Here is a 26,435-nt window from a genome sequence, read left to right as displayed (position 1 = left end):
ATACGCCGGTGTAAGTGCAGGGAACGTCATCATATGTGTAATTGATGGGCATGGGTATAACAGGTGTGCTGTCTGCGTCAGAGATGCAGGGACTGCCATTGCAGTGGTTGTTAGAGCCGGAAACTTCCAGAGCGTGGGCATAGGTCATGAGGCCGGCAAAGGTATTGTTGCTTCCGCCGACCTTTAAGTTGCAATTCGAATGCATTCCGCCTATGACCGTTGCGTTGGACCCAGGAAAATCTAGGCTAGGTATAATATTGACGCAGGCCCGATTGGCAAAGATAGCGTAGTATGTGCTCTGAGTGATGATGCCGGCCGCCCCCGCGGCGCTAACTTTGATGCCTGCCACGCCGGACAGGGCGCTGAAAAGGATCAAAGAATCCCTCCTCACGCAAACGCGAACGGTGTCGAAATAACCCGTGCCGCCGCCTCGATTTTGGAAGGCCACGCCGCCGTCAAAGAACGTCCAGTCGTCAGAGGAGTTGTCGGAGTCGCAGACTGATTCGCGTGCCGCGCCGTTCTTCTCAAGCCAGTCCAGCGCCGCATCCCTAGCCACCGCCGTCGAGGCGTAAGGAAGCTCCTGCACGGCGGCCAGCGCGGCGGCGTCGGCCTGGTTCTGGGCCCTGCGATGGTCGAAGAACCACATTCCAGCGTCCAGAGCCAGGGCAAAAAACATAAACACCAGAGGAATGGCCAGGAGTATGGCTATAGCCATCTGGCCCCGCTCGCCGGCACTCACGCGCGAAGTCAAAACCCTGATGCGCATAGAGCCACCTCAGCCCATTGGAAGATTTTAGACGCTGAAAACGTCCTTTCTTGCCCTATGACTGCCGCAACTAGGTTGACATAGCAAGACTTCCTGCCATCCAACGAGCCGTAATAATCCTACGGCCTCTGCCTTTGGATAAATATCGCACAAAGAGATTCTGCCGCTTTGTTAAACGTACTAAGCGCAAAGACCTAGTCGACCCGCACCGCCCCGCAACCGCTAGCGGCGCCTGGACGAGTCCTGGCCTCTAAACCAATCGACTATCCTGGACCCCGTGGCCGCCCAAACGCCGCGGCGCGACGCGATGTGGGCGAAGGCCTGGTCTAACAATCGCGCCCTGAAGGGCTGGCCGCTGAACCAAGGGCGTAGGTTGATAACCAGCAGCCGCCCGCTAGCCGCGCTGTCCTTATAGAGGACATCGAAGGTGTCCTTCACCATTTTCACGTAGCGAGTTATAGGCACCGTGCGCACAAACATGGCATTCACATCGTCCAGTTCAAAGGCGATGGGCAGGGCATAAAGCTGGCCCTTGGATACTTTCATGGCGTAGGGCTGCTCGTCGTTGGCCCAGTCGCACACGTACCGGACACCGGCCTCGGCCAGAAGCGACGGCGTGCGTTGCGACTCGCCGTACTCGGGGCCAAACCACCCATTTGGCGACTGGCCTGCGGCCTTCTTTAGCGCCTCCAACGACTCTTTGATGTACCGGCGCTCCTCATCCTCCGACATGCGGCTGGTTATCATCCGGCTGGCCGAAATACCGTGGCCGATGATTTCGCAGCCCTGCTCCAGGCAATGCCGCACCAGATAGGGATAGTGTTTGGCGGTGAGGGCGTCCATGGCGATGGTGGCAGGTATGTTATGTCTTTTAAGCATAGCCAGGAGCCGAAAGACGCCAACGCGGTGGCCGTACTCTCGATGCGAGAAGCGGCTGTAGTCCGGGAAGGGCCGCGTACCGCCGCTGCCGCCCACAATCCCCGCCGTCAGGGACGGCGGCTGGTAGCTGCCCTCCGGGGGTCGCCACTCCATATGTTCCAGATTGATGATAACCATGACCGCCACCCGCGCGCCGTCAGGCCACTTCAGCGACGGCCTTTCGACGATCGGCGAGTAGTCGTAGTGGGGGTGGTCCATGCCGGGACGGCACCGGATGCTCATGCTAGCGGCTCGTCCGCCGGGCAGACTCGACGGCGTTGTCGTAGCAGCGGGCCAGGTAGTGTTCCGCGATTTCGTCGGCGGTGGTCTGCCACACGCCGGAGTGCTTGAGGATGTACTCGAAGACCTTGTACAGGTATCGCGACCGGTGGGGCTGGCCGGTGGCGAAGGGATGCAGGGCAATGCACATGACGCGGCCGTTCTCGGCGCCTTCCTCGTAGAGCTGGTCGAACTGGGCCTTGCATATCTCGATGAAGTGTTCGCCCTCAAAGTGGTTGCGAAAGAGGATGCCGTCGTTTAGCTCGATGGTGTAGGGCATGGATATGAGTCGGCCCTTCTTGACCTTGATGGGGACGGGCTGGTCGTCGTGCCACCAGTCGGCGTGGTAGATAAGCCCGGCCTCGGCCATAAGGTCCGGCGTGCGCTCCGTGGCCGAAATTCCAGGCCCCAACATCCCCTTGAGCCGCTTCCCCGTGTGCCGCTTCAGCGTCTCAATGGAGTCCTGATAAAACTCGCGCTCCTGCTCCTCGGTATACGAGCTGAGGAACTGGGTGTTGTAGATGCCATGGGACATGTAGTCCCAGTCGCGCTCCACCATGGCGTCCCGAATCTGAGGGTAGTGGTCCAGCACCGCCAGGTTCAGCGACGGCGTGCATCGAATCTTGAACTCGTCCAGCGCCTCCAGCATCCGCCAGAAGCCGACCCGGTTGCCGTAGTCTTTGTACGAATACTGCTGCACGTCCGGGTGGGGCGTCCGAGGCCATGGGTTCCGGCTGTCCCTGGCGGCAGGCAGGTACTCGTAATGCTCCACGTTGGGCGACACCCACAGGGCCACACGAGCTCCGCCAGGCCAGACGATCCTTGGCCGGTCTATGATAGGACTGTAGTCAACTCGGTAGGGCGGCAGCGCCATAAGTTTCAACCCTCGCTCAGTAATCAAACCGAGCGCAATAGCCGACAACGATATAGCTATCAGTGATACTTAGCAAGGCCCACGGCAGGGTAGTATAGTGTCCCCATGGATACAAAGTTTGTCTGCGCCCAGTGCCACAAGCCCCATCCGGCCTCGCCCAACCTCCTGGCCTGCGAGGACTGCGGCGCACCCGTGGACGTGGACCCCTCCACACCTATCACCAGCCCCCTGGCCGTGACCATGAGCGAGGGTCACACCCCTGTCGTGCAACTTGACGCCATCGGTCGGCGGCTGGGCCTGCGCCGCCTCTACGCCAAGCTGGAGTACCGCAACCCCACTGGCTCTTTCAAGGACCGTGGCGCGGCCATGCTGGTGTCCATGCTCAAAGACCACGGCGTATCGCGAGTGGCCGAGGACTCGTCAGGGAACGCCGGGGCGGCCATGGCTGCATACTCAGCCCGCGCCGGCATCAAGGCCACCATCTTTGTCCCGGCCTCAGCGCCCGCCATGAAGCTGTCGCAGATCGCCTTTTACGGCGCCGAGATTGTGAAGGTCGAGGGCGGACGGCAGGCGGTGACGGAGGCCTGCCAGCGCTACTGCCGAGAGCAGGGCGTAGTCTATGCCTCTCATAACCTCAGTCCCTACTTTATCGAGGGCACTAAAAGTTTTGCTCAAGAGGTCATTACCCAGATGGACCCGCCGCCCCGACACGTCCTCTTCCCTGTCGGCAACGGGTCGCTGCTCATTGGCGCGTGGAAGGGTTGGGTGGAGGCTATGAAGGATGGCAGGGCCAAGTCCATGCCAAGGCTTCACGCCGTCCAGACCGAAGCCTGCCAGCCGCTAGCGTCGGCATATCGAGGCGACGCGTGGCGGCCCAGCGGGGGCGTGGCTACGGTGGCGGGCGGCATCGCCGTGGAACGCCCGCCGAGGCTTCAACAATGCCTTCAAGTAATCAACGACAGCGGCGGCCAAGCGGTGGCGGTGTCTGAGGAGTCGATTCTGCTATGGCAATCGCTGCTAGCGAGCGAGGAAGGTCTGCTGGCGGAGCCGACTTCGGCGGCGGCGCTGGCGGGGTTGGAGGCGCTGGTGCGGGCGGGGGCCATTGGGCGGGACGAGGTGGTGCTGGCGCCGCTGACGGGGTTTGGATTTAAGGACAGGATACCGGCGGGCTAACCCTTAGGCTCCTTCGGCATCGCGAGTCTGCTAAAAGCCTGATCCCATGTCGGCGGCAGTCCGCTCCCCTTGGCCTTCCAGAACACGAACTTGGACTTGCCCATGCGCCGCTTCAGACGCATCGCAATCTCGCTATGGGGCATGGCCCTGTTGAACTCGCTTAGCGCCTCCTGGCTCTCCCACGCCGACAGCGTGTAAAAGCGACGCTTGAGCAAAAGCGCCCTCAGCCCATATCCGACGACTCCCCTGGTCTGGTTAAGCTGTTTTTGTATGTCCGCGGTGTAGAAAAGAAACCTGGGCACGCGCCACAGACCCCTCAATGGCAGGAAGGATGCCATGACCAGGTATTCCTGGTCTGGCTTGATATCCGTCAGCGTCTTCCACTTGATATCCGCCATGTCGCGCCTCTAAACCCTAGACCAGGCTAGTCGCCGGCCCAGTCCGGGGTGGGCATCTGTGTCCGCTGCGCGTCCAGCGGCGCGAAACTCGGCTACGTCACCCAGGTCCCGCCTCTCCTGATTTTTCTGGCTTCAACCCGTCTATATCCCCATCGCTCCACACCAAAGAATAGCAGGACAATCCCTAACGTCTGCATGATATGGAACCAGGCCGCCCCGCCGAAGTGCCAGCCCCCTATGTCCACGCCAACGGGCAGGCTCCGCACAACGCCTCCGGCCCCGCTTATAACAATGGAAGCGATTATAAACGTCACAACAGGCGTCCTCTTCCACAGCGCCGTGGCCCACAGCCCCAGGATGATTAGCATAGTGCCGCCCTCGCTGATCATCAGGGTGGACATGGTGGCGTGTCCCATGACGGCGAGAACGATGAAGACCGCCAGGCTCACTGTGCGCACGGCCAGCAGTATTTTCCCCCGGCCTTCGCCCAAGACTGTGGATATTGTCGCCGACAGCACGAAGGATATGCTGATGGCGACCAGGATGGTAATGGCCGCCCAGGTATGCCGCGCGACGGAAGGCGTTTCCTCCAGGAATCCGTGATGGACCGCCCCGAGGAGCGCGGCGGCGCCGATGAACACAAAGGCCCAGCGCCAGCGGGTGTAGGTCTTCCCCTCGCCGCTCAGGCTGGAGGCCGCGAACAGCGCCGCCAGCGCCAGGACTGCGTCTGTAACCGAACTGGCTGGCTCAATCAGCATTGCTGTTTCTTAATACCTATGCTACGAAAGTCGTCATACCATTCTACACCCTCGGACTTAGGGGCTAAAGGCAAACGCCTCGATACTTTGGGCCCCGGGTCTAGGTCAAGTTATACGCGATGCCCATATCGCCGCAGGCCTTCTTAAACCAATCGATGACCTCTTGATGGAGAGGTATGCCGTTCTTTAGACGGTCTTGCGTAGTCTCCCACTCCAGCTGCCCCGCCACCAGCACACGGTCGTGGCCCGGGGCGGTCGGCGTGGACTTCAGGGTGCGCAGGAACTCATCCATCATCGACTTGAACCGCGGCAGGTCGGTAAAGGCTTCGACGTTGTAGGCGGCAACGTAGTGGGCGAAGGTCATTCGAGGCCGCATAGCGCCGAAGCCGCTATTGGATAACACCGCGCACAGGATGTCGACAATCGCGCCCAGGCCGTAGCCTTTGTGGGATCCCATCTCGCGCACGCTGCCCAGTGGGACCAACTTGTGCTTGCCGAACTCCGGCGCGGGCGTCGGCTCCATGATGGGGCGGCCCTCGTCGTCGGCCAACCAGCCGGGTAGGAGCGGGATGCCCAGGCGACGCGCGATGTGCACCTTGTTGTCGGGGATGACGCTGGTGGCTGCGTCGAAAACAAAGGGCGGCTCCTTGTCCGCCGGCGCGGCGAAGGCGATGGGGTTGGTGCCCAGCAGAGGCTTGCCGGCGAAGGTGGGCACCACCGTCGGCGGGCTGCTGGTCATGCATACGCCGATCATGTCGTGCTTCAGCGCGACCATGGCATGGTACGACGCCATAGCCAGGTGCCGCGCGTTGGTGACGGTCACCATACCCACGCCGGTCTTTCTAGCTTTCTCAACGGCGATTTCCATAGCCTTGGGCGTGATGATGATGCCGTGGCCCGTGTCCGAATCAATGGTTGCGGTGGTAGGGGACTCGCGAAGAATGCGCCAGTTGGGCTTGGCATTGATGTTGCCATTCTGGTATCGCTCTAGATATAGACGGAGGAGGTTGGAGACGCCATGAGTATCTACGCCCCGCAGATCGGCAGTGACCAGCACGTCGGTGGCCAGCGCGGCGTCGTCACGCCCCAGTCCCACCTTCTGGAACATGGCCTGGACGGTAGCACGCAGGGCCTTCTCGCTGACCCGCACCGACTCCTCCGGCTTGAGCTTAAACTGCTCCACCATGTCCGCCTCCTTCTGCGAATCTACCGCTTGGCATTGACGAGGCTTACGCCGCCGTCGACAACAATCTCCGCCCCCGTGACCCATCGCGCCTCGTCGCTGGCTAGATACAACGCAGCGTAGGCGATGTCCCAGGAGCTGCCCTCAATGCCCAGGGGCGACGCCTGCCGCCGCAGGTCCCGCATCTCCTCCGACATACCGCCCGCCACCATGGACGTGTAGGCCGGGCCGGGCAGCAGGCAGTTGACGCGAATCCTCTGCGGGGCGTAGTCCAGAGCCATGGCCTTGGTCAGGGCCACCACGCCCGCTTTGGACACCGTATATGAGGTCATGCCACGAGGGCGTATGGCCGATATAGATGAAATGTTGACAATGGCGCCGCCGCCGCTCTTTATCATCTCGGGAATGGCGAATTTGCTCGTCAATACCATACTCGTCAGGTTCACGGACATCACCATGTCCCAGTCATCCTCGGTGACGTCCACCACGCTGCCCGGGCCGTTGATGCCGACGTTGTTATGAAGGATGTCCAACTTCCCATACTTGGACACCGCCGCCTTAACCATCGCCTTGCAGTCGCCGGACTTGGTGACATCACCGACGAAGGGTATGGCGTCGCCGCCGTCCTCTCGGATGACGGCGATGGTGTCGGCCAGGCGCTCCTCGGACACGTCCATAGCCACCACCTTTGCCCCTTCGCGGGCGAAGAGTATGGCCGCGGCCTTGCCGTTGCCCATGACCCTGCCTCGCGCGCCGGCGCCGGTGACAATGGCTACCTTACCTTCAAGACGGGACTTTCCCTGGGGCATGGAGTTGGTCTCCTATAGATTTGAAGTGAATGCGCCCATAGACTAGCCCATGAACGGCCCGTGAGCAACCGTTAAGCCAGGCGGCGCACGTGAGGTACCGCCAGCATAGAAAACAAGGATGTGACCACCAGTATGCCCGCCGCCGACGCCATGGCAACCCTGACCCCGAAGGCCTCTGCCAGCGCGCCCAGCACCATGGCCCCCAGCGGCTGGATGCCAATGGCGAAGCTCCACGCCCCCATAACTCGGCCCCGCATCTCCGTCGGCACGTTCCCCTGCAGCAGCACCACAATGGTCATGTCATAGGTGCCGGCGGCTATGCCGAAGAGCAACAGCGCCGCCAGGGACAGGAGAAACACGTCGGAGACGGAGAAGCCTGCCATCGCCACGCCGTAGCACACAAAGGCCAGGGCCAGCACCAGGCCTCGACGCTTGTGCTGGCTGAAGCCGGCCCAGATAAAACCTGCGACAGCCCCGCCCATGCCTATGGCACCCTGCATAACGCCCAGGCCCTTGGAGCCGACGTCCAGGACCCCTTCGTCGGCGAAGAGGGGCAGCAGGGACAGGGAGCCGTAGCCGAAGCCCTCCGCCACCATAGTCCCCAGCAGCATGGTTTTCACAGGAGGGTTGTGCCTGAAGTGCCGGACGCCTTCCGCCAACTGGCGAAAGACCCCGGCCTTGGCCCACTGCACCACGAGGCGCTGGTATTTCATCAACGCCGTGTTGCCCAGGGCCACCAGCAGTATTCCCGCCGACACCATCACCGCGGTGCCGACGCCCACCACGTCCGTCAGCACCCCGCCCAGCGTCGCTCCGACAATGCTCATGGAGCGCTGGCCTATGGACCGCAGGGCGTTGGCGTTCAAAGCGTCCTTGGCGTCCACGATGTCGAACATCAGGGTGTTGATAAGAGGGCCGTTGAAGGCCATAGACACGCCGAAGACAAAGGACAGGACCATGACAAGCCACACCTGGGGGTTGTCGGAGTAGGCTACCAGGGCGATGACTATGCAGGTCAGCGTCGCGGCTACCTGGTTGGCCATCAGCAGATGCTTTCGATTGACCCGGTCCATCAGGATGCCGACAAAGGGGCCAAGCAGAAGGATGGGCAGGTGGTTCAGGGCGAAGACCAACGCGACGGCAAAGGGGCTGCCTGTGACCTTCAAGACCAGCCAGCTTACTGCCAGCCGCTGCATCCAGTTGGCGGCGGCCCACAGGAAGGCTGAGACCCAAAGGTAACGGAAAGCCGGGTACTGAAAGGAGCGTAGGGCGTGGATTCGGGGGCCGCGGGCCACGGCTAGTCCAGGCCAGGGTGTCTTTTAGGCATGGGTTGGATTATACAGCCAAAGCTAGGCCAGCCGTCGCACCCAGGGCGTCGCGATTAGGGCCACAGCCGCCGCCGCCAGTATCGCCGAGCCGATGTACAGCGCCACGCGGACGCCCCACAGCTCCCCCCACAGGCCCAGCAGCAGCGCCCCCACCGGCCCAAAGCCCAGGGCCAGCGTCCACGCCCCCATTACGCGTCCTCGCATCTCCTGGGGCACGTTGGCCTGCAATAGCACCACGATGGTCATGTCGAAAAGGCCCGCCGCCAGGCCAAACCCCAGCAGCATCGCCATAGACAGCGCGAATATGTTGGACGCGCCGAAGATGCCGACGAAAACGCTGTAGAAAACAAAGCCGATGACTAGGAGCCAGCCTCGCCGCCCCTGCTTGCCATACGTGGCCAGGAACACGCCCGCGATGCCGCCGCCCAGGCCCACCATGCCCTGCATCACTCCCAGCCCCTCCGACCCCACGTCCAAAAACCCCTCGTTGGCAAAGAACGGCACCAGGGCCAGCATTCCGAAGCCAAAGGCTTCGGCGAACATGGCCGCGACGATCATGCTCCCCACAGCGCCGTTGCGGCTGAAATAACGAAATCCCTCCCACATCTCCCGCATCACCGACTTTCTGGCGACCTCCCGCTTCGGCCCCTGGTACCTGATCAGCGCGGTGTTAAAAGCCGCCAGGCCAAAGATGACGCTGGAGGTCAGCACTGTCCCACCGACGCCGATGACCGCCACCAGTACGCCACCCACGGCGGAGCCGATGATGCCCATGATGCGGAAGGCAATGGTCCGCAGGGCGTTGGCGTTTAGCGCGTCCTGCGGCTCGACGATGTCGAAGACCATACTGGGCACCGTCGGGATGTTGAAAGCTACTGACACGCCGAAAACGCCGGACATCGTTAAAATAAACCACGTGTGGGCGCTGCCCATCAGCGCCGCGACAGCGATGGCGAGACACGACAGCCCCGCCGCTAACTGGATGACCACCAGCATGTGCTTGCGGTTGACCCTGTCCAGGATAACGCCGGCGAAAGGCCCCAGGAACAGGTTGGGCATGAAGTTGAAGGCATAGACCATGGACACGGCTATGGGACTCTCAGTCTCTTTCAGCACAAGCCAGCTCACCGCCAGCCGCTGCATCCAGTTGGCCGCTGCCCACAGGAAGACGGATAGCCACAGATATCGGAAGGCGGGGTATTTGAGGGAACGGAGGGCGGCGTATTCGTGGAGTTTTTTCAAAGAAGCCTTGCTATTGCGGCCACCAGGGCAAAAGAAGACCCGCCCCGATGCCTAACGGTCATCTGGACGGGACGAAAGGTTAACACAAATCCTTTAGGCTTTCATACCCTTCTTGGCCGCCGCCTCCTTGAGCCGACGCCGGTTGTCCTCGCTCAGGGGGTAGTACTGGCCGGGCGAGAAGTCGCCCTGGTCCATCATCGCCTTCAGCAGCTTCTCCAGCCGGTCGTGCTCCGAGGCCTCTTCGACCACCTTCTCGATTATCGACGCCGGTATCACCACCACGCCGTCGTCCTCGCCGACGATGTAGTCGCCGGGCCTCACCAGCACGCCGCCGCACTGAACGACTTCGTTGACGCCATAGGCGAAGGGTATGGTGGGGCCGGCGGCCAGGGAGGTCTGCTGAGTAAAAATGGCGAAGCCGTAGGGCCGCATCTCGTTGATGTCCCGCACCGAGCCGTCGGTCACCAGGCCCTCGCAGCCGCGGCGCTTGAGGCGGTGGAACTTCACGTCCCCGCCCACAATGCCACGCTCGTCGATGCGCCCATAGGCGTCGATGACCAGCACCGTGCCCGGGCCGCACAGCTCGTAGGCGCGGTATTCGGGCGAGTCCTTGGTGCCGTATCGAACCTCCTGATGGACATCGGGACGAGGCGGCAGGTATCGAAGGGTCACCGCCCGGCCCGCCAGCCGCCGCCCCGGCGTTCGAGAGCGCACGCCTTCCATCAACATCCAGTGGTAGCCCATCTTGTTCATCTCGTCGATGACCGGCCCCAGTGGTATGGAGCGCAGCATTTTCAGGACATCTTGCTCTTTTTGAGAAACGACTTGCGTAGCCACCGCGCGCCTCCTAGTCCTTGTTCTTAGAGAAGGGCCATAACTTCTTTAACCAGGAACTCTTGCCTTTATCCTTCTTGCGTCCCAACCGCCGCTCGTTGCAATCGACACAGGTGCAGGTGGGGGGATGATTGTAGTACCAGTTGGCTCTGCCTGTCATGAGGGTCTTAACTCCTCCGGTAAAAAATCGGGCGGCAAAAGATGGTCGGGGCGGTGGGGATCGAACCCACGGCCTCATGGTCCCAAACCATGCGCGCTACCGCTGCGCCACGCCCCGATACGACAAAGCTGTACTGGAAACAGGTGGCGCCCCTGGGGTGAATCGAACACCCGCACCCGGCTCCGGAGGCCGGTGCTCTATCCGCTGAGCTACAGGGGCATCCTTCCAAGTATACCCTTCCAGGACACGCCTCTCAATAATTGCGCCCTGGCGTTTTATCCCGGCTCAACAGAGGTCTCAGCACGCGATACGTTTTAAGAGGTCAGACAAACAAAGAGCGATCTGCGTTCACGGAGTCAAAGAAGAAGCCACGGGACTAGTCTGTACCACGCCGGCTCATGGTTAGGTAGAGCTAGCGCTTACTAGTCCGCAAAGTTTATCCCACAAAGAAATTTTGTCGGCTTTTTGCATTAAAAATCCCGCTTCCAAAAGGGCGGTGATCCGTGGAGGATTTTATTTCGCAATCATTAATATGAGGCAGTGTTTAGAGAGGATAACGTAATCATATGGACTAAGCACAGGTGCTTACGACTAATCCCTTTGAATGTATTCCGAAAAATACTCAATCGAGATAACCTGGATTAGTGCGTGTTGGTTAGGCCTCTAAAAGGGCAAGCGCGACCCAATAACTACTTACAAGGAGAGAGTCCCATGCAGAGAACCAAACTTTCCATTGTGATACTGGCGGCAGTATCCATGGTCCTTTTAGTGATCCCGTTCATCACCTCGGCCTCCAGCCACAGGGAGGCCCCGCTAATCTCCAGTGATCCTCAGGCTGACACCACCGACGTCTACGCCTTTGTCAGCCCGGACAAGCCGGACACCGTGACTTTGATCATGTCCGTCAATCCCATGGAGGAGCCCGCCGGAGGTCCCAACTTCCACCACTTTGGCGATGATGTCCTCTACGAGATCAAAATCGACAACGACGGGTCGGCTGTTGAGGACATCTCCTACCAGTTCAGGTTCAAGACTCACATCATGAACCCTGACACCTTCCTCTACAACACTGGGCCCATTACTTCCCTCACAGACACGGACTGGAACATACGCCAGACCTATAGCGTTACCAGAGTTAAGGGCAGTAGTTCCACGGTGCTGGCCTCCGATCTACCCGTGGCCCCGGCCAACATCGGCCCCAAGTCCACCCCAGACTATGAGGCCCTGGCATGGGCCGCCGTCAGATCTGTGGGCGACGGATACAAAGTTTTTGCCGGCCCCACTGACGATGCCTTCTTCGTCGACCTGGGCGCCATATTCGACCTCCTTACCATTCGCAAGCTCCCAGGCAACAAGGGCGGCGGCGTGGACGGACTGCAAGGCTACAACGTCCACTCCATCGCTATCCAGGTTCCCATAAAGCACCTCACCAAGGACGGAGCCATGCCCGACGACCCCACTGACGAAAATGCCGTCATTGGCGTCTGGGGCACTTCGTCTCGAATGGCCACCAAGGTGCTTTCCGATATGGGCGACACGCCGGAAACCTCCGGCGACTGGGTGCAGGTGTCCCGGCTGGGCGCTCCTCTAGTGAACGAGGTTGTCATTCCCTTGGGTGATAAGGACAAGTGGAACGCCTCCGTGCCCGCCGATGACGCTCAGTTCGCCAACTACGTCACTGACCCTGAGCTTGGCAAGCTCCTGAAGGCCCTCTATGGCATTGAGGCGCCGCCCCAGGGGGCCTTTGGCAGCGCGGACCAGCGGGATGACCTTATCGCCATCTTCCTCACCGGCATTGAGGGCCTCACCATGCCTAAGGACGTGGTGCCCTCCGAGCAGTTGAGGCTGAACGTGGCCGTACCGCCCAGCGACGACCCCAACGCCATGGGAGTCCTGGGTGGGGACTTGGCGGGCTATCCCAATGGCCGCCGCCTGGCCGACGACGTTACCGACATCTCGCTGCGAGCTGTGGCTGGCGCGGCCTACCCCTTGTTCCATCCAGACTTTACCCCGGACGCTACCGGCGTTAAGTTGGGCGACGGCGTGGATGAAAACGATGCTGAGTTCCACGACAAGTTCCCCTACCTGGCCCATCCGTGGCAAGGCTTCCAGAGTGTTCCCCACGGCAAGGTTGGCGCACCCGATACCGGCAGCCAGTCTACCTCCCTCTGGTGGTTTGTAGGAGCAGGCCTGGCCGCTTTCGCGGCTGGCGGCCTGGTCCTCTACCGCGCCAGAAGAGTTACGCAGGTAGCTGTTTAAGGCTCCCTCATAGCTAGGCTTAACCTGAGGCGGTGGGTCTGTGCCCTTTCGGACCCACCGCCAGCAGTCCTAAGACTTACAAGGCGCGAGTTCAAATGAGACAAGCTGCCATAACAAAGAAAAACGGATACAGCGTCATTGCTCTCTTATTTGTCGCCCTCCTGGCAGCCGCGGTAACGCTGGTAATCAGGCAGGCCATAGCCCCCGACGCCTCCCCTGCCAATACCGCCCCTTCCGGTCTGGGCGGCGCGGCGTCCACGGACCGGCTCATACAGACGCTCCAGGACAGGCTCTCTTCCGGCGCTGAGAGCCCTCAAGCCTACGCCAGCCTGGGCGGCGCGTACTTGCAAAAGGCCAGGGACACCAGCAATCCCAGCTACTATTCCATGGCCCAAAGGGCTTTCGAAAAATCCTTAGCCCTGGACTCCCGCCACGCCGACGCGCTAATAGGCCTGGGCGCTCTGGCGTTGTCCCGCCACCAGTTCCAGGAAGCCCTCGACTATGGGCGGCAGGCGGCATCCATCAACCCCTACAGCAGCGCCGCGCAAGGGGTCATCGGCGACGCTTATCTCGAGTTGGGCCAGTACAGCCAGGCCTGGGAGACCTTCCAGCGGATGGTGGACCTGAGGCCGGACCTGAGCTCCTACTCAAGAGTCTCCTACGCCCGCGAGCTCCAGGGCGACATGCCGGGGGCCATACAGGCCATGCGGCAGGCCGTTGAAGCGGGGGGACGCGCTTCCGAAGGCACGTCATGGACGCTGGTGCAGCTAGGCCACCTCTATTTCAAGACCGGCGACCTTGCCGCCGCCCAACTCGAGTACCTCAAGGCCCTGGACTTATACGCGGACTATATCCCCGCCGAGGCCGCCCTGGCCCGAATCTACGCGGCCAGCGGCGACTTTCCAAAAGCCATCGCCGCCCATGAAAAGGTTGTAGAACGGTATCCCGCGCCTGAATACGCCATCCTTCTGACGGAGACGCACATCGCCGCCGGCAACCTTGAGGAGGCGTCGCGGGCCGTGGAACTGGTGAACCTCCAGACAAGGTTGTACCAGCAGAGCGGGGTGAACACGGATTTGGAAATGGTGCTTTTCGACGCCGACCTTGGAAACAACCCGTCCTCGGCCCTGGACAGAGCGACACTGGAATACCAGCGTCGCCCTAGCGTCCACGCCGCCGACGCCCTGGCCTGGGCGTTCTTCAAAAACGGCCGCTCGCAGGAGGCGTTGGGCTACTCCCGCGAGGCCCTAAAGCTTGGCACCAAGGACGCGCTGATGCTCTTCCACGCCGGCGCCATCAGCCACTCCCTTGGCCTCGAACAGGAAGCGCGGACGCTTCTGACCGAAGCCCTGGATATCAATCCCTTTTTCTCTCTCATCCACAAAAGCCGGGCGGAGGAAATCCTGCGAGAGATATCTGCCAACGGTGCCCCTAAGCCATGACCGGGCGTATCTTCTGCCGCCGCGTCGCACTATTAGTCGTAGCCCTGGCTATCGTAGGCGCACTGTCAGGCCTAATACGGCCCAACAACGCTGAGGCCCACCCACTGGGAAACTTTACCATTAACCAATACAGCAGGATGGAGATATACGCGGGCGTAATCAGGGTCAGATACGTCATAGACATGGCTGAGATTCCAGCCTTCCAGGAGACCCAGGAGATAGATGCCAATAAAGACGGCCAGGTGGACCAGGCTGAGTCCCGGGCCTATCTGCAAAAGGAAGTTATCGAGCTAGCCAAGAACCTCAAACTCTCCGTAGCAGGCGAGGAGCTTAATCTTCTGGCGTCGCCTCAAAACGCCGAGTTTATCCAATCACCAGGCGAGGCCGGACTTCAGACCCTTCGATTGGCGGCGTGGTTTGAGGCACAGTTTCCATACACTGAGGGCCGGGCTTATCAGATATCGTACAGCGATGGCAACCACCCCAATCGATTGGGTTGGAAGGAGATAGTGGTGCGCCCGGCCCCGGGGGTCGAGATACAAGGCCCGGCCCCCTCCTCCGACCTGAGCCAGGAGCTTACCGCGTATCCTGAGAACCTGCTGCAAAGCCCGCTGGAGACTCGCAGGGTGGAGCTAGGCTTTACGATTGCGGACGCCCTCGCGGCCTCCGCCGGCGCTTCTCCCGTCGGCGCCCTCTCCGTCTACCGACAAGGGCGGAGGCTTCACCTCCCTTATTACCACCGAAAGCCTGACTCTGCCGGTGCTGCTTTTCTCCGCCCTGGCGGCCATGCTATGGGGCGCTTTGCATGCCCTCTCGCCCGGCCACGGCAAGACCATCGTAGCGGCCTACCTGGTGGGTTCCAGGGCCAGCTTCAAACACGCCTTCCTCATCGGCATTCCTGTGACCGTCACTCACACCATCACCGTCTTCGCCCTGGGCCTGGTAACGCTTCTCGCGTCTCAATACATCCTGGCTGAAGACCTGTTCCCCTGGATTGAGCTTACCTCCGGCATTCTAGTGATTGGCCTGGGGCTTTGGCTCCTGCAGTCGCGGCTGCGGGCGCTGCTGGGCGACACTTCGTGGCTGAAGACGCGGCTTCCCGCCTTTGGCCTCGTATCCAGGCTCCACCACCCCCATTCCCACGGCCATGAACGCGCCGATGACAAAGCTGAACGCGATCACCCGCACAGCCATCAGCACATCCCTCACGGTGGAGATGTGAACTGGAAGAGCCTGATGACCGTGGGCGTGACAGGCGGCCTTCTGCCTTGCCCCTCCGCCGTCGTTATCATGCTCAGCGCCATAGCCCTGCATCGCATCGGGTTTGGCCTCTTTCTGGTGGTGGCCTTCAGCCTTGGGCTGGCGGGCACGCTGACCGCCGTAGCCCTTCTCTTCCTCTATGGCCGAAAGCTGCTGTTCCGCTTCACCGGCCATCAGCATGGCGCAATGTCAAAAGTGGGAGAAGCAGCTATGAGGTTTTTCCCTGTGGGCAGCGCCGCCGTGATTTCCGCAGCCGGCCTGATCATTATCCTAAAAGCCACGTCCAACTTCTAAGAACGGCTTGAGGCTCACGACATGCTCAAAAGGTTGACAGCTCGATTAAAGACCAGACGCGCCGCCGTTATAGCCGCCTGGCTTCTGGTCCTGTCAGGCCTGGGCGTGGCCGCGGGGATGCCACTCTTCTACTGGCGGCAGGACCAGAGCGCAGACCGGTTCCTCACCCAGCTTACCGCCCAGGTCGCCTCGCTCCAGGACACACCCTCCTACCTCCCGCTGCCCTCAGAAAACGATTCCATCGCCATTGACCTGCCGACACCTCCCAACCCGGCAGCGCCTGGGACTCCCATCGCCGCGTCGCAAGAGCCGGCACCGTCGCCAGAACCCCGCGTTGACCCGGCGTACACCTCCCCTGCCCCCATTCCCACCGCCACCCCGAAACCGCCTGCCAAAGAAAAGATAAGCGTCAACGCCTTTGGCAAAACCTATATCTTCGAGTCCCTCCAAGACACTCTGCCAAGCCTGGGCGCTCTGCCTCCTGCTGAACGGATTCTTGTTCCCTCCATAGACGTGGACGCCCCGGTGAATACCCTCGACCTCATTAAGGATGAGGACAACAAGTTGTACTACCAGCAGCCCAAGGGGTCCATAGGCCGAATCGAGACTGCCGGCAACCCTGGCGAAGGCGCGCGAGGCTGGTACTTCGGGCACATTCGCAGTTCCGGCCCCAGCGACGAAAAATTCGAGCAGCTTCCCTCTGTAATGGACAAGATAACAAATGGTGAGCCCGTGGACGTGATCTTATTCGCTGGGGGCAGCGCCTACTTATACCGCGCTTACGGCAAGCCTGTGATCCTTACGTCCGTTGAGATGGACAGCGGGTACTTTCATAAGAACCTTTACGCCCCAAAGGCGGAGATAGTCCTTGTCACCTGCGTCCCGCCCAACAAGCCCACCCATCGATTTCTGATGACCGCCGAGCTTATTGGCGTGGCTGAGTTATAGGTAAAGTAAGTCTTCGCTTAGGACTACTCGACTCGTCCGCATAGATAGTTAGCCTTGAACCCCATACCTCCTCCGCTCCAGAGATAGAACTCACCCTTGGATGTAAGCCCCTGTTAAAATAGCATGGAGTCGGGAGCCCCGGCTGCCATTGGCCGGGCGGGAGGTGTCCATGAAAGACTGGGCAGGCGTGATACTGGCCGCGGGCCAGGGCCAGCGTATGAAGTCCAGCGTCCCCAAGGTGCTGCACCCCGTGGGCGGCAAGCCCATGATCGCCTACGCCGTCGAGGCCTTGCGCCAGTCCGGCATCGACGACGTGACCCTGGTGGTATCCCCCAGCGGCGCTCAGGGCCTTCGCGGCCTCCTGGGCGATACCGTCCGATATGTGGAGCAACCCGAACCCCTGGGCACCGGCCACGCTCTGCTGCAGTGCGCGACGGCGCTGGAAGGCAAGGCCCAGCGCGTTATCGTCATGGGCGGCGACTCGCCGTTAATACGCGCGGAAACGCTTCAGGCCCTCGTATCCAAGCACATCCAGTCGTCCGCCGCCATTACCCTCCTCACCACCACCGGCGCTCTGCAACCCGACATGGGGCGCATACGGCGCGACGCCCGTGGCCGCGTAACGGGCATTGTCGAAGCCTCAGACGCCGCCATGAATGAGGAGGCCATGGAGGTCAACGTCGGCGTCTACTGCTTCGACGCTTCATGGCTCTGGCCCAACCTGTCCCGGCTCAAGAAAAGCCCCCGGGGCGAGTATTACCTGACCGACCTTATATCTATGGCCGTCAAGGAGAAAAAAACCGTGGAATCAATGGTCTCAAAGGACCCCAACGAGGGTATGGGCGTTAACGACCGTGTACAGCTAGCCCAGGCTGAGGCCGCCCTTCGACGCCGCATCTGCGAGAAGTGGATGCGCCAGGGCGTCACCATCACGGACCCGGCCGCCACCTATATCGACGCCGAGGCGGTCATTGGACAGGACACCGTCATCCTGCCCAACACCATTATCCAGGGCGCGGCGCGCATCGGGCGAGACTGTACCATCGGCCCCAACAGCTTCGTCCGCGCCTCAACCATTGGCGACAGGTGCCGCGTCACCGCGTCGTTTATCGAGGAGTCTACCCTGGAGCCGGACGTGGACGTAGGCCCCTTCAGCCACCTCCGCCAGCGCACCCATATCGAATCCCAAGTCCACATCGGCAACTTCGCAGAGGTCAAGGAGAGCAGGCTGAAGCGGGGCGTGAAGATGGGTCACTTCGGCTACGTCGGCGACGCATCGGTGGGCGCCAACACCAACCTGGGGGCAGGCCTCGTGACCTGCAACTACGACGGCGTGGACAAGCACCGCACCGAGATTGGCGACAACGCTTTCATCGGCTCCGACACTATGCTGGTGGCGCCTGTAAAAGTGGGGGACGGCGCGTCCACCGGCGCAGGCTCGGTTGTCACTAAAGACGTGCCAAAGAATAGACTAGCGGTGGGTGTTCCTGCTAGAATCTTAGAGAAAAGCTCCTAGTGTTTCTTCAGCACAGAGATCAGGTGAAGTGGACGATAGCGGTTTATCATCGGGCATAGCCCTTGTTATTTCGCTCCTGGTTCTGGCCTACGCCAGACTCGTGGAGGCCGCTCCCGGCGGCAAGAGCGATAGGGCGCGCCACGCCGATTTATCCGCCGCCCTCAAGACTGCTGCTCTTATAGCGGTTGCCGCTTCCGCCGCCTTGTTCTTCTACTCCTTCGACTGGATGTCATGGCCCGTCGCGTCGGTGCTATTCGTAGGTATTTTGGCGCTGGTCGCCGCTATGAATCTGGGCGTGAGCAGGTTTGTCCATCGCTATCCCCGGAAGGCTCTGGCCCTGGCCTATTTCTGGCGTCAGGCAGCCCAGCGCAAGCAGGAGGCCAACGGCGGCGATTTGCAGACCTCAGATATCCGGGCGCCAATCCAGGAAATCGCTCCCAAGGTGGGCGATGAGGAAGAGGACCTGGTTATTGTGGCCGACCAGCCCGTGGAACTGGACCAGCGGGAGCGCTCCATGATCCGATCCATCCTGGAGCTGGACGAATATACCGCCCGCGACATCATGGTGCCGCGCGTCGACATTGTGGCGGTGGAGGCCAGTGACAGCGTCGCCGACGTGGCCAGGCTTATGCAGGACAAAGGCCACAGCCGCCTGCCCGTGTACCAGGAGACCATCGATAACATCGTTGGCATTGTCCACTCGCGAGACCTGATGTCTCTGCTAGTATCCGCCACTCCCGCGCCGCCCCTGGAGAAGCTATGGCGTCAGGCTTACTTTGTGCCCGACTCCAAACGCCTGGACCGGCTTCTGGCGGACTTCCAGAAGCTGCGCGTGCAGATGGCCCTGGTGGTGGATGAGCATGGCGGTATCGCCGGCCTGGTGACGCTGGAGGACCTGCTGGAGGAGATCGTCGGCGAGATCGAAGACGAATATTCCCCCGCCACTACGCCCCGCGTCATGCGCGCCGATAACGGCGACCTCATCGTCGACGCCCGCGTCTCCCTCTACGACCTTGAGGAGTACCTGCCCCTCTCCGCCGACGAGATGGATGTGGACACCATCGGCGGGCTGGTCTACAGCAAGCTGGGGAAGATACCCCAAATGGGGGACGAGATCTCGCTGAACGGCCTGCGAATCCGCGTGCTGTCCACCGTGGGCCGCAGGTTGGGCAAGCTGCGGGTCATCCCCCAGCCGCCTGCGCCGGTCAGCAAATAGGCTCCAAGCAGGCTTGAAAACCCCTTTGTGTAGCCCTATGCTATTTGTGTGGAGAGGTGGCTGAGTGGTTGAAAGCGCCGCTCTCGAAAAGCGGTATCCTGGGTTCCTGGGATCGCGGGTTCGAATCCCGCCCTCTCCGCCAGTTTAGATACAAAATCGGCAAAAATTAAGGCCCCTGGTAAGTTGCCAGGGGCCTATGTTATGTCAACTTTGCTAATCTTTTGCTAATCCGCCGCTGCCCGAGCGGGTTCTGGTCTGCTAGTTCTTTGAGCTTCTATTAAGCCTTCCTCGAACCTTAGGGCGGCAGCCTCTTGGATCCCAGGAAGAACGTGGCTGTAGATATCGAGGGTTATCTGTATGTTGGCATGACCGAGACGTTCGCTGACAACTTTGGGATGAACCCCTTGGGTATTATTCTTTTGAGGGTGATAGCGGCTGCCCTCAGGCTTGGTTTAGGCAAGTAAACACGCTGAAGCGAATAGAACCGAAGCGAATGGGAGGGTGACACGCGGCCCGAAGGTATGGTGTGGAACCGACTAACCGAGAGAGAAGAAGGCCTTGGAAGGCATGACTAGCCGTCGACCATAGCGGGGCGAGGCGAGACCCTCGGCCGAGCAATAGAAACTTTTCTGGGCCTCCGGATTTGGGGTATCCACACTATCAGCGGGGCCATCATCAGTGCAGCCAGCCCACGCCAGACCTGTCGGGTTGGCGTGGGCTCATCTTCCCACGCCCAGGGGCTGTGAAACAGGAACCTGTCAACTTCGGTGTACTTCGATGCGGAGCCTAACAGGAACCGGACTTCTACCTTCTGAAGCGAAGTCCCGGAATTCCCAACCATCCGGGCTGCCACACGCTGGGCCGTGAGCTCGATGGTCTCTCCGTCCTTGCCAAATATCTTCAGGCTGAACAGTCCCGGCAATGGGCCGCTCCAGACGGTCATGAGCGTCGCGCCATGGGTATTCATAGACACGACCTCCCCAGAGAGGACTGAAGTATCCAGCTGGAAATGGCAGTTTAATCGAAGTTTTCGTGAGAAAACTCCTCTAGCCTGAGGCTGTTCGCGTGCTATGGCTACGGCCGCCAGACACAGGAAGGCGTTATAGAAAGTCCACACCATATTAATAATGGTGGCGTCCATCTGCGGCTGCGGTAGGCCTCTGCTCAAGTCCAGGGTTCCTTTCAACAAACCTGCCACACAAAGTCCCAGGACACACGCCTGGGGCGCTGCCAGCAATATGTTAAGTCGAGGACTGGAATGCTCCAGGCCCTTAGGTGTTACTTTGAAGGCGCGGCGACGAGGTACGGCCAGAGCAATCAGCGCAGCAGGGGCCTGGACCAGACACGTGGCCGTTTCGTAAACTTCCGACGCCAGCGTCATTCGTTTCCCATTTGATATGACGGGGAATATTACAAATAAGGAAACGTATGCCGGGACATAGTAAGCCAGAAACTCTCCTATGGTGGCGTCGACAGGCTCTAGACCCCAAAACAGGAAGGTCAGGGGAGCAGCCAGGAACGGCAGCCTCGCCAGGCCATACATAAAGTAGTAAACGGCCGCCACGTGACAGAGTCGTTGGCCCAGTGTGAGTCCTGAAGTGATCAGGGGATTAGACTTCCACCACACACTAAACATGCCATGGGTCCAACGGAGCCGCTGACTCAAGTAGCCCGCGAAGCTCTCGGGCGCTAGGCCCGCCGACAGGGGTCGGTTGAGATGCACCGACCTCCAACCGCGCCTATTAAGCTCAAGGCTGGTGTGGAAGTCCTCGGTGACCGTAGGGCTAAGCACCCCACCCAACTCCTCCAGGGCCTCCCTGCGGAATACTGCACCAGTCCCAGTCCAGAATGCAGCACCGTAGGCATCTTTTCCCGGCATTATCACGTCGAAAAACAGGCTCTGTTCATGGGGGATCCTGTCCCCAAGGCGTAAGTTGCGCTGAAAAGGATCGGAGTTATAAAAATGTTGGACCGTCTGAACAAAGGCAACCTTCGGGTCACTGAAGAACCCTAGGGTCTCCGTCAGGAAGGTACGGACTGGGATATGGTCAGCATCAAACATTACTACGAATTCACCGTCCGTGCGATTTAACGCGGCGTTTATGTTGCCCCCCTTAGCCCCTAGGTTATCTGGCCTGGTCAGATAGCGGATTCCCAGGGCCTCCGCCATGGCTTTCACCTGGGGCCGGTTGCCGTCATCCAGCAGATAGATCGTTTTCTTGGAGTACTCCAGTTCGGAACAGGCCACAACAGTACGACGGATGATATCCAGAGGCTCGTTATAGGTCGCTATGAAAACGTCCACCCAAGGCGACTTGGCCGGCGGCAAGGGTTCGGATCGTCGGGGCGGGACACGTAGAGCCTGAAGTACAAAAAGACTCAATTGGATGCCGAAGTAAACCTCCGCGACAAAAAGCGGCAACGAGATGAAAACGTCGGGCGACGAAAGATTGAGCCCGGACAGGCCGCGCCATATTAGGTATCTCGCCGCCAGGGCCAGAGCAACCGCGGCCAACAGCCAGCGGACCCTTTTGCCTGACTTTTGGCGAAGCGATAGCACGGCTACACCAGTCACCACGGCCACACTAATCACCATCGCCCAGATACCAAGGGTGCCAGTCGGCATTCAGGAACACCGCGGTCTGTTAATCGTCACAAATCGCCGCCCAGCATCCCGTGGCCCTCAGAGATATGGCTCCGCCCTTGTCAAAAGCGGAGATAATGTCGAAAAAAGGGGGCCTAGAGGCTTCTGCGGGTGACACCGGAGATTGCCTCCATGACGACGCGGTTGTCCTGCGTATCAGAAATGAGTCGCGGCTCCCGGGGAAGGGCCGATTGAAAAAGTTTGACGTCTATTTTGTTATTACTGACCAACACCACGCCAACCTCCGGAAAGATCAGCATCAAATCCCTTAAGATCCAGAGGGCGCCCGGAAAGCTGGCAGAGCAAATCACAACAGTATGGGCCGGGAGACTCTCTAACATGGAATTGACTTCTTGGGGATCTCCAGCCTCTCCCAGAACGGCAAGGCCTTGCCGTTCCAGTTGAGTTCGCGTCATATGCCGGCGGCGCGGCTCCTCATCCATTACGAGAACAGGCCCCATGGTGATGAGGTTCAGCGATTCGAGGTTTTCAGGCCGTGACGGCGCGGTAACTGGCGCCTCAGCCTTAGCTTTCACTTCTGGGTTATTGATCGTGGATCCTGAACCCTGCCTTTCCCTTGTTACAGCGGTCCCACTGTCCCATACAGGCCTGCCAGGACCGTCCAAAACGCCCTTGAACTCGGCGGCCAGTCGGTCCTCATTGGCCTTGGACCAGCGCATGCCTTGCATTGCCGTTCGAGCCCCCATCAAGTGGGGAGGGTGACCGCTCAACGCCGACACGAGGCGCTGGAAAACGAAATCCTCGCCGTGCAAGAGCACGGCCTGTACCAGACTCTCCCTTCCTTTTTCGGCGGTTTGGGGGGCCGCTTCAACAGCTCTGAACACAACATCCATGTCTCCGGCAGTTACGGCAATGCGGAACCATCGGTCCAGTCCATCCGGTTTGAGGTCAGCGATAGACCTCAACGTACTGTCCAGCGCTCCCATCTCCTCCAGGCTATTCTTATAAGCCTTCCAAAGAAGAACAGTCGAGTCCCACGGAAGGAAAACATCACCCAAGCCAACAAACGCTTTTGAAAGGGCTTGAGCGGCGTCGGGACTCCCGAGTTTCCCCAAACTCAGAGACGCCTGGCATCGGACCTCCGGCGCCGGGTCCGAAAAGAGTGACTGCACCAGCGGCCCCACATAGCCAGCATGAGCTTCGCCTAGAGCAGCTGCAGCGTTGGCCCTCACCGCAGGTTGAGGGTCCCGCAGAGCGTCTGCGATAAACCGCGCCGATTCAGTGGACTTGATGCGTCTGAGCACCTCCACCGAATAAGCCCGGACACTGGCTGAGGCATGGGTAACCAGAGGCCCGACCTTGGGAACGACGCCCGGGCCCTTTCGCGAAAGTGCCTCGGCCACCAGATCCATGGGGTAGTCACTCCAACGCGACAAAATCAGGTCCAGGGCAGACGGGTCCTCCAAGGAGGTCAGACTCGCGACCGCCGCATCTCTAATGGCCGGGTCTGACTGGAACAGTTGGGAGAGCAGCGGCTCCACAACCGCGGGACCATCAATGCTGCTAAGGGTCTTCATGGCGTTCAACTTGATGGACAACTGCCGGGACTGGAGCATCTCCAACAGTCGAGGGAAGACGGCGGAAGAAGTGAGAAAGGCTTTTACTTCTGAGCGGATGCCACCGGTCTCTTTAGTCAACCGGGCTAGAGTGCCAATCTGGTCCAGGGTAAGGTTAAGTTTCTGACGGTTCCTAGAATGCCAGATTCCCAAGGCCAGCCCCAAGCCGGCGAGGAGGCTTGCGATCCCCACCACCACAATCCACACCATGAGCATGCGACCCCTACTGGCTATCTTCCCGTGGCCCGGGCTCCCCATTAGCTCGGAGAGGCGCCAACGGACAAGGCATTATAACACAGATTCTCAACTGGGGCCGCCAACAGGCTCTATTCGGACCCCGACAGCCTTTTATGGGGGATAGCGTGGAACCCGCGGATGGAGGTTACAGATTAAGTTAGCACCCTAAGCGGCCATGCTGGTTTCAACCAACGTCATCGGCTAGGCTCGTCCAACCCCGGCGCCCAACTCCAACTGCTCCCCCACAAGCCCCAGTCTCGGCTCCACCGACCTCACCGCCTCTTCGTCCCCAAGTCCCTCACCCAGCATTCGGCCTAGCTTAATGGCGTTGAACGGCCCCTGGTCGCCCTTGTTGGTGTTGAACAGCAGGTGGACCTCCCGAGCTTCCTCCTGCAGCGTGCGAATCTTAGGAAGCCATTCCCGCAGCTCCTCGTCCTTGTAATACCAGTCGAAGCGGTCGATGACCGACTGCCCGGGCTTCTCCCAGTTCCCCTGGTTGCGGCCGTGGAACCGCGCGTAGGCGATGTCGGTGGTGGCCGCCGCCACGGGCGGCACGCTGGACACGAAGCCCTGCGGCTCATCGACGCACACAAAGGCCAGCTTGTTGTCCTCCAGCCATCGCAAGGTTTCCTTGCCTCGCTGTTCCGTTAGCCAGGCCTTGTTTCGGAACTCCACCGCCACCTGGTGGGGCCGCAGCGCCGACTGCATCCGCAGTATGTGGTCGAAAGCATCTGGACGAGGCGTCACCCACTTGGGAAACTGGAGCAAAACTATCCCCAGTTTTCCCGTCTCGGAGAGCGGCGCGATTGCCCTGCTGAACCTGTTCATCAATTCGTTCCTAAGCTCATTGGAAGCGTCCCTGAAATAAAACCTGTCCTTCTCCAGCGGCGCGATGGACTTGAGGTCCTTGGGCAGCGACTTGACCTCCGTCCAGTGGAAAGTAAACAGCCTGAAGGCCTTAATATGGAACTTAAACCCCGGCGGCGTGCGTTCCGACCACAATCGAGCGTTGGCCGCGCTGGGCAGGGCATAGTATGACGAGTCTACTTCCACAATGGGAAAGACCGCGCTGTAAAAACGAAGTCTCTCATCTGCGGTAGCGGCCCGGCCAGGATAAAAGGTCGCAGCCTTCAGCAGGCTCGCGTCCGTCCATGAACAGGTGCCGATGTACGTGTTCGCCACGTTAACTCTTCACTATTAGGTCAAGCGCTTGATGGCTCTTGATTAATACTTTATGTACAGTGGCTGCACGCTTCCCCGCTCATAAGGACTAACTTCACAATCTCTATATTTTTGTGCCGTAGAATCAAAATCAGCTTTACCAGGCTGCCTGGTTACTGTTTAATAAGCTGTCTAACACTCAAGCTAAGACAGACCAGCGAGGAAAAGCGTATGTCCAAGCCTATCGTCATAGCCTCCGCCAACGGTAGCGTCGGCATGAGCGCCAGCATGGCCGTGCTGCAACGCGGCGGCTCAGCCCTGGACGCCGTTGAAGCAGGTACGCGCGAGGTGGAAAGCAACATCCACGACCACTCGGTAGGACGGGCGGGCCTCCCGAACCTCCTGGGCCAAATTGAGCTGGACGCCTCGATTATGGACGGCGCGACGCGGCGGGCGGGGGCCGTGGCGGCCCTTCGCAACTACGAGCATCCCATATCCATAGCTCGGAAGGTTATGGAGGAGCTGCCTCACGTCCTTTTAGCCGACCGGGGCGCGGCGCGATTCGCTAAGGAGATGGGCTTCAAGCAGCGCGACCTAATGACCGCCGAGACCCGCCGCCGATGGCGCGAGGGCCTGGACCAGCGGGCCGAAGGCGCCGATGACCGACGCAGATACCTGGCCTCCCTGCGCCGCTTTTCCCACAAAACGCCCCTGCCGCAGCACAGCGGCACCGTCAATTTCATCGCCCGCGACAGGCAGGGGAACATGGCCGTCGCCGTGTCCACCAGCGGCCTGGCCTGGAAGTACCCGGGCCGCGTCGGCGACTCGCCTATCATCGGCGCGGGCAACTACGCCGACGACCGCTTCGGCGCCGCAGCCTGCACCGGCCGCGGCGAGCTGGCCGTCCGGGCCGCCACCGCCCGCTCAGTTGTCATGTATCTAGAAATGGGCCTGTCGATTAAAGAGGCGGGAAGGAAGGCCATGAATGACCTCAAGCCCCTGACTGACCCCTTCGGCACGTTTATGAACATCGTCTGCATGGACAAGGACGGCAATCACGCCGCCTTCACCGGAACCGCCGGCGCGGCCTACGTGTACCAGACTGAGGATATGGACAGGCACAAAGAGACACTTCGCACTGTGGTCCCGCTGCAATAAA

22 protein-coding genes, 3 tRNA genes and 1 pseudogene are annotated in these 26,435 nt (G+C 60.4%); 9 read left to right on the top strand and 17 right to left on the bottom strand.

The features are described from left to right. The 3 genes from FJ320_07545 to FJ320_07535 form a co-directional block, all read right to left on the bottom strand. A partial coding sequence (locus FJ320_07545) for a hypothetical protein (GenBank protein ID MBM3925825.1) occupies nucleotides 1-766 on the bottom strand: 766 nt, incomplete at its 3' end. Nucleotides 767-988: 222 nt separating this feature from the next. Next, a complete protein-coding gene (locus tag FJ320_07540) occupies nucleotides 989-1,927 on the bottom strand; it encodes a polysaccharide deacetylase (GenBank protein ID MBM3925824.1) in 939 nt (312 codons plus the stop codon). Nucleotide 1,928: 1 nt separating this feature from the next. Then, nucleotides 1,929-2,837, bottom strand: a complete 909-nt coding sequence (locus FJ320_07535; protein MBM3925823.1) for a polysaccharide deacetylase — start codon at nucleotides 2,835-2,837, stop codon at nucleotides 1,929-1,931. 105 nt (nucleotides 2,838-2,942) lie between these two features. Here FJ320_07535 and thrC point away from each other — a divergent pair, with 105 nt between their 5' ends. Next, a complete protein-coding gene (thrC, locus tag FJ320_07530) occupies nucleotides 2,943-4,010 on the top strand; it encodes a threonine synthase (protein MBM3925822.1) in 1,068 nt (355 codons plus the stop codon). Here thrC and FJ320_07525 read toward each other — a convergent pair. The 9 genes from FJ320_07525 to FJ320_07485 all read right to left on the bottom strand — a co-directional run bounded on the left by FJ320_07525 (nucleotide 4,007) and on the right by FJ320_07485 (nucleotide 10,941). Next, nucleotides 4,007-4,408 carry a DUF3291 domain-containing protein gene (locus FJ320_07525; GenBank protein ID MBM3925821.1) on the bottom strand — a complete coding sequence of 134 codons (402 nt, stop codon included), beginning with the start codon at nucleotides 4,406-4,408 and terminating at the stop codon, nucleotides 4,007-4,009. The genes thrC and FJ320_07525 overlap by 4 nt on opposite strands. A gap of 92 nt (nucleotides 4,409-4,500) precedes the next feature. Next, on the bottom strand, nucleotides 4,501-5,166 hold the full coding sequence (locus FJ320_07520; GenBank protein MBM3925820.1) for a hypothetical protein: 666 nt from the start codon (nucleotides 5,164-5,166) through the stop codon (nucleotides 4,501-4,503). A gap of 100 nt (nucleotides 5,167-5,266) precedes the next feature. Then, on the bottom strand, nucleotides 5,267-6,436 hold the full coding sequence (locus FJ320_07515; GenBank protein MBM3925819.1) for an Ldh family oxidoreductase: 1,170 nt from the start codon (nucleotides 6,434-6,436) through the stop codon (nucleotides 5,267-5,269). After that, nucleotides 6,373-7,158, bottom strand: a complete 786-nt coding sequence (locus tag FJ320_07510; GenBank protein MBM3925818.1) for an SDR family oxidoreductase — start codon at nucleotides 7,156-7,158, stop codon at nucleotides 6,373-6,375. Before FJ320_07510 ends, FJ320_07515 begins: the two co-directional genes overlap by 64 nt. A 71-nt stretch (nucleotides 7,159-7,229) precedes the next feature. After that, nucleotides 7,230-8,453 (bottom strand): MFS transporter, encoded by a 1,224-nt coding sequence (locus tag FJ320_07505; GenBank protein MBM3925817.1) that lies wholly within the window; start codon nucleotides 8,451-8,453, stop codon nucleotides 7,230-7,232. Nucleotides 8,454-8,507: 54 nt separating this feature from the next. Continuing rightward, nucleotides 8,508-9,728 (bottom strand): MFS transporter, encoded by a 1,221-nt coding sequence (locus FJ320_07500; protein ID MBM3925816.1) that lies wholly within the window; start codon nucleotides 9,726-9,728, stop codon nucleotides 8,508-8,510. Nucleotides 9,729-9,821: 93 nt separating this feature from the next. After that, complete coding sequence (locus tag FJ320_07495) at nucleotides 9,822-10,565, bottom strand: hypothetical protein (protein MBM3925815.1); 744 nt, start codon at nucleotides 10,563-10,565, stop codon at nucleotides 9,822-9,824. Between the two features lie 199 nt (nucleotides 10,566-10,764). Further along, a tRNA-Pro gene (locus FJ320_07490) sits at nucleotides 10,765-10,839 on the bottom strand. 27 nt (nucleotides 10,840-10,866) lie between these two features. Then, nucleotides 10,867-10,941: transfer RNA gene (locus FJ320_07485), tRNA-Arg, on the bottom strand. Between the two features lie 537 nt (nucleotides 10,942-11,478). On the opposite strand from FJ320_07485, the gene FJ320_07480 reads away from it, so the two are divergent. Both FJ320_07480 and FJ320_07475 read left to right on the top strand, forming a co-directional pair. Further along, nucleotides 11,479-12,981: a DUF4331 domain-containing protein gene (locus FJ320_07480; GenBank protein MBM3925814.1), complete on the top strand. Its 1,503-nt coding sequence runs from the start codon at nucleotides 11,479-11,481 to the stop codon at nucleotides 12,979-12,981. A gap of 95 nt (nucleotides 12,982-13,076) precedes the next feature. Next, nucleotides 13,077-14,423 (top strand): tetratricopeptide repeat protein, encoded by a 1,347-nt coding sequence (locus tag FJ320_07475; protein ID MBM3925813.1) that lies wholly within the window; start codon nucleotides 13,077-13,079, stop codon nucleotides 14,421-14,423. Nucleotides 14,424-14,494: 71 nt separating this feature from the next. Here FJ320_07475 and FJ320_07470 read toward each other — a convergent pair whose 3' ends face one another. Next, nucleotides 14,495-14,698: a hypothetical protein gene (locus FJ320_07470; GenBank protein MBM3925812.1), complete on the bottom strand. Its 204-nt coding sequence runs from the start codon at nucleotides 14,696-14,698 to the stop codon at nucleotides 14,495-14,497. A gap of 370 nt (nucleotides 14,699-15,068) precedes the next feature. On the opposite strand from FJ320_07470, the gene FJ320_07465 reads away from it, so the two are divergent. From FJ320_07465 to FJ320_07445, 5 genes are all read left to right on the top strand, one after another. Next, nucleotides 15,069-15,977 carry a high frequency lysogenization protein HflD gene (locus FJ320_07465; GenBank protein MBM3925811.1) on the top strand — a complete coding sequence of 303 codons (909 nt, stop codon included), beginning with the start codon at nucleotides 15,069-15,071 and terminating at the stop codon, nucleotides 15,975-15,977. Nucleotides 15,978-15,998: 21 nt separating this feature from the next. Beyond that, nucleotides 15,999-16,925, top strand: coding sequence for a sortase (locus FJ320_07460; protein ID MBM3925810.1), 927 nt, complete (start codon nucleotides 15,999-16,001; stop codon nucleotides 16,923-16,925). 169 nt (nucleotides 16,926-17,094) lie between these two features. Next, entirely contained in the window at nucleotides 17,095-18,441 is a 1,347-nt protein-coding gene (gene glmU, locus FJ320_07455; GenBank protein ID MBM3925809.1) for a UDP-N-acetylglucosamine diphosphorylase/glucosamine-1-phosphate N-acetyltransferase, read from the top strand. 28 nt (nucleotides 18,442-18,469) lie between these two features. Further along, entirely contained in the window at nucleotides 18,470-19,657 is a 1,188-nt protein-coding gene (locus FJ320_07450; protein ID MBM3925808.1) for an HlyC/CorC family transporter, read from the top strand. A gap of 50 nt (nucleotides 19,658-19,707) precedes the next feature. Then, a tRNA-Ser gene (locus FJ320_07445) sits at nucleotides 19,708-19,799 on the top strand. Nucleotides 19,800-19,881: 82 nt separating this feature from the next. On the opposite strand, the pseudogene FJ320_07440 reads toward FJ320_07445, so the two are convergent. The 4 genes and pseudogenes from FJ320_07440 to FJ320_07425 form a co-directional block, all read right to left on the bottom strand. Further along, nucleotides 19,882-20,064, bottom strand: a pseudogene (locus tag FJ320_07440) (hypothetical protein). A gap of 164 nt (nucleotides 20,065-20,228) precedes the next feature. Next, nucleotides 20,229-22,283, bottom strand: coding sequence for a glycosyltransferase (locus tag FJ320_07435; GenBank protein MBM3925807.1), 2,055 nt, complete (start codon nucleotides 22,281-22,283; stop codon nucleotides 20,229-20,231). A 113-nt stretch (nucleotides 22,284-22,396) separates the two neighbouring features. Next, nucleotides 22,397-24,136 (bottom strand): HEAT repeat domain-containing protein, encoded by a 1,740-nt coding sequence (locus FJ320_07430; GenBank protein MBM3925806.1) that lies wholly within the window; start codon nucleotides 24,134-24,136, stop codon nucleotides 22,397-22,399. A 180-nt stretch (nucleotides 24,137-24,316) separates the two neighbouring features. Then, on the bottom strand, nucleotides 24,317-25,297 hold the full coding sequence (locus FJ320_07425; protein MBM3925805.1) for a DUF72 domain-containing protein: 981 nt from the start codon (nucleotides 25,295-25,297) through the stop codon (nucleotides 24,317-24,319). Nucleotides 25,298-25,507: 210 nt separating this feature from the next. On the opposite strand from FJ320_07425, the gene FJ320_07420 reads away from it, so the two are divergent. Beyond that, nucleotides 25,508-26,434 (top strand): N(4)-(beta-N-acetylglucosaminyl)-L-asparaginase, encoded by a 927-nt coding sequence (locus FJ320_07420; GenBank protein ID MBM3925804.1) that lies wholly within the window; start codon nucleotides 25,508-25,510, stop codon nucleotides 26,432-26,434. Nucleotide 26,435 lies beyond the last annotated feature (1 nt).

This window comes from SAR202 cluster bacterium, from assembly GCA_016872285.1.
GTDB lineage: Bacteria > Chloroflexota > Dehalococcoidia > Lucifugimonadales.
Note: the sequence above shows the minus strand (reverse complement) of the source record. Positions and strands in the feature narration are given on the sequence as shown.

Excerpts from the sequence above, each read along its gene's own strand:
- FJ320_07435 (MBM3925807.1), bottom strand. The coding sequence starts at position 22,283 with ATGCCGACTGGCACCCTTGGTATCTGGGCGATGGTGATTAGTGTGGCC.
- FJ320_07515 (MBM3925819.1), bottom strand. The coding sequence starts at position 6,436 with ATGGGTCACGGGGGCGGAGATTGTTGTCGACGGCGGCGTAAGCCTCGT.
- thrC (MBM3925822.1), top strand. The coding sequence starts at position 2,943 with ATGGATACAAAGTTTGTCTGCGCCCAGTGCCACAAGCCCCATCCGGCC.
- FJ320_07430 (MBM3925806.1), bottom strand. The coding sequence starts at position 24,136 with ATGGGGAGCCCGGGCCACGGGAAGATAGCCAGTAGGGGTCGCATGCTC.
- FJ320_07460 (MBM3925810.1), top strand. The coding sequence starts at position 15,999 with ATGCTCAAAAGGTTGACAGCTCGATTAAAGACCAGACGCGCCGCCGTT.
- FJ320_07520 (MBM3925820.1), bottom strand. The coding sequence starts at position 5,166 with ATGCTGATTGAGCCAGCCAGTTCGGTTACAGACGCAGTCCTGGCGCTG.
- FJ320_07420 (MBM3925804.1), top strand. The coding sequence starts at position 25,508 with ATGTCCAAGCCTATCGTCATAGCCTCCGCCAACGGTAGCGTCGGCATG.
- FJ320_07525 (MBM3925821.1), bottom strand. The coding sequence starts at position 4,408 with ATGGCGGATATCAAGTGGAAGACGCTGACGGATATCAAGCCAGACCAG.
- glmU (MBM3925809.1), top strand. The coding sequence starts at position 17,095 with ATGAAAGACTGGGCAGGCGTGATACTGGCCGCGGGCCAGGGCCAGCGT.
- FJ320_07540 (MBM3925824.1), bottom strand. The coding sequence starts at position 1,927 with ATGAGCATCCGGTGCCGTCCCGGCATGGACCACCCCCACTACGACTAC.
- FJ320_07510 (MBM3925818.1), bottom strand. The coding sequence starts at position 7,158 with ATGCCCCAGGGAAAGTCCCGTCTTGAAGGTAAGGTAGCCATTGTCACC.
- FJ320_07535 (MBM3925823.1), bottom strand. The coding sequence starts at position 2,837 with ATGGCGCTGCCGCCCTACCGAGTTGACTACAGTCCTATCATAGACCGG.
- FJ320_07480 (MBM3925814.1), top strand. The coding sequence starts at position 11,479 with ATGGTCCTTTTAGTGATCCCGTTCATCACCTCGGCCTCCAGCCACAGG.
- FJ320_07475 (MBM3925813.1), top strand. The coding sequence starts at position 13,077 with ATGAGACAAGCTGCCATAACAAAGAAAAACGGATACAGCGTCATTGCT.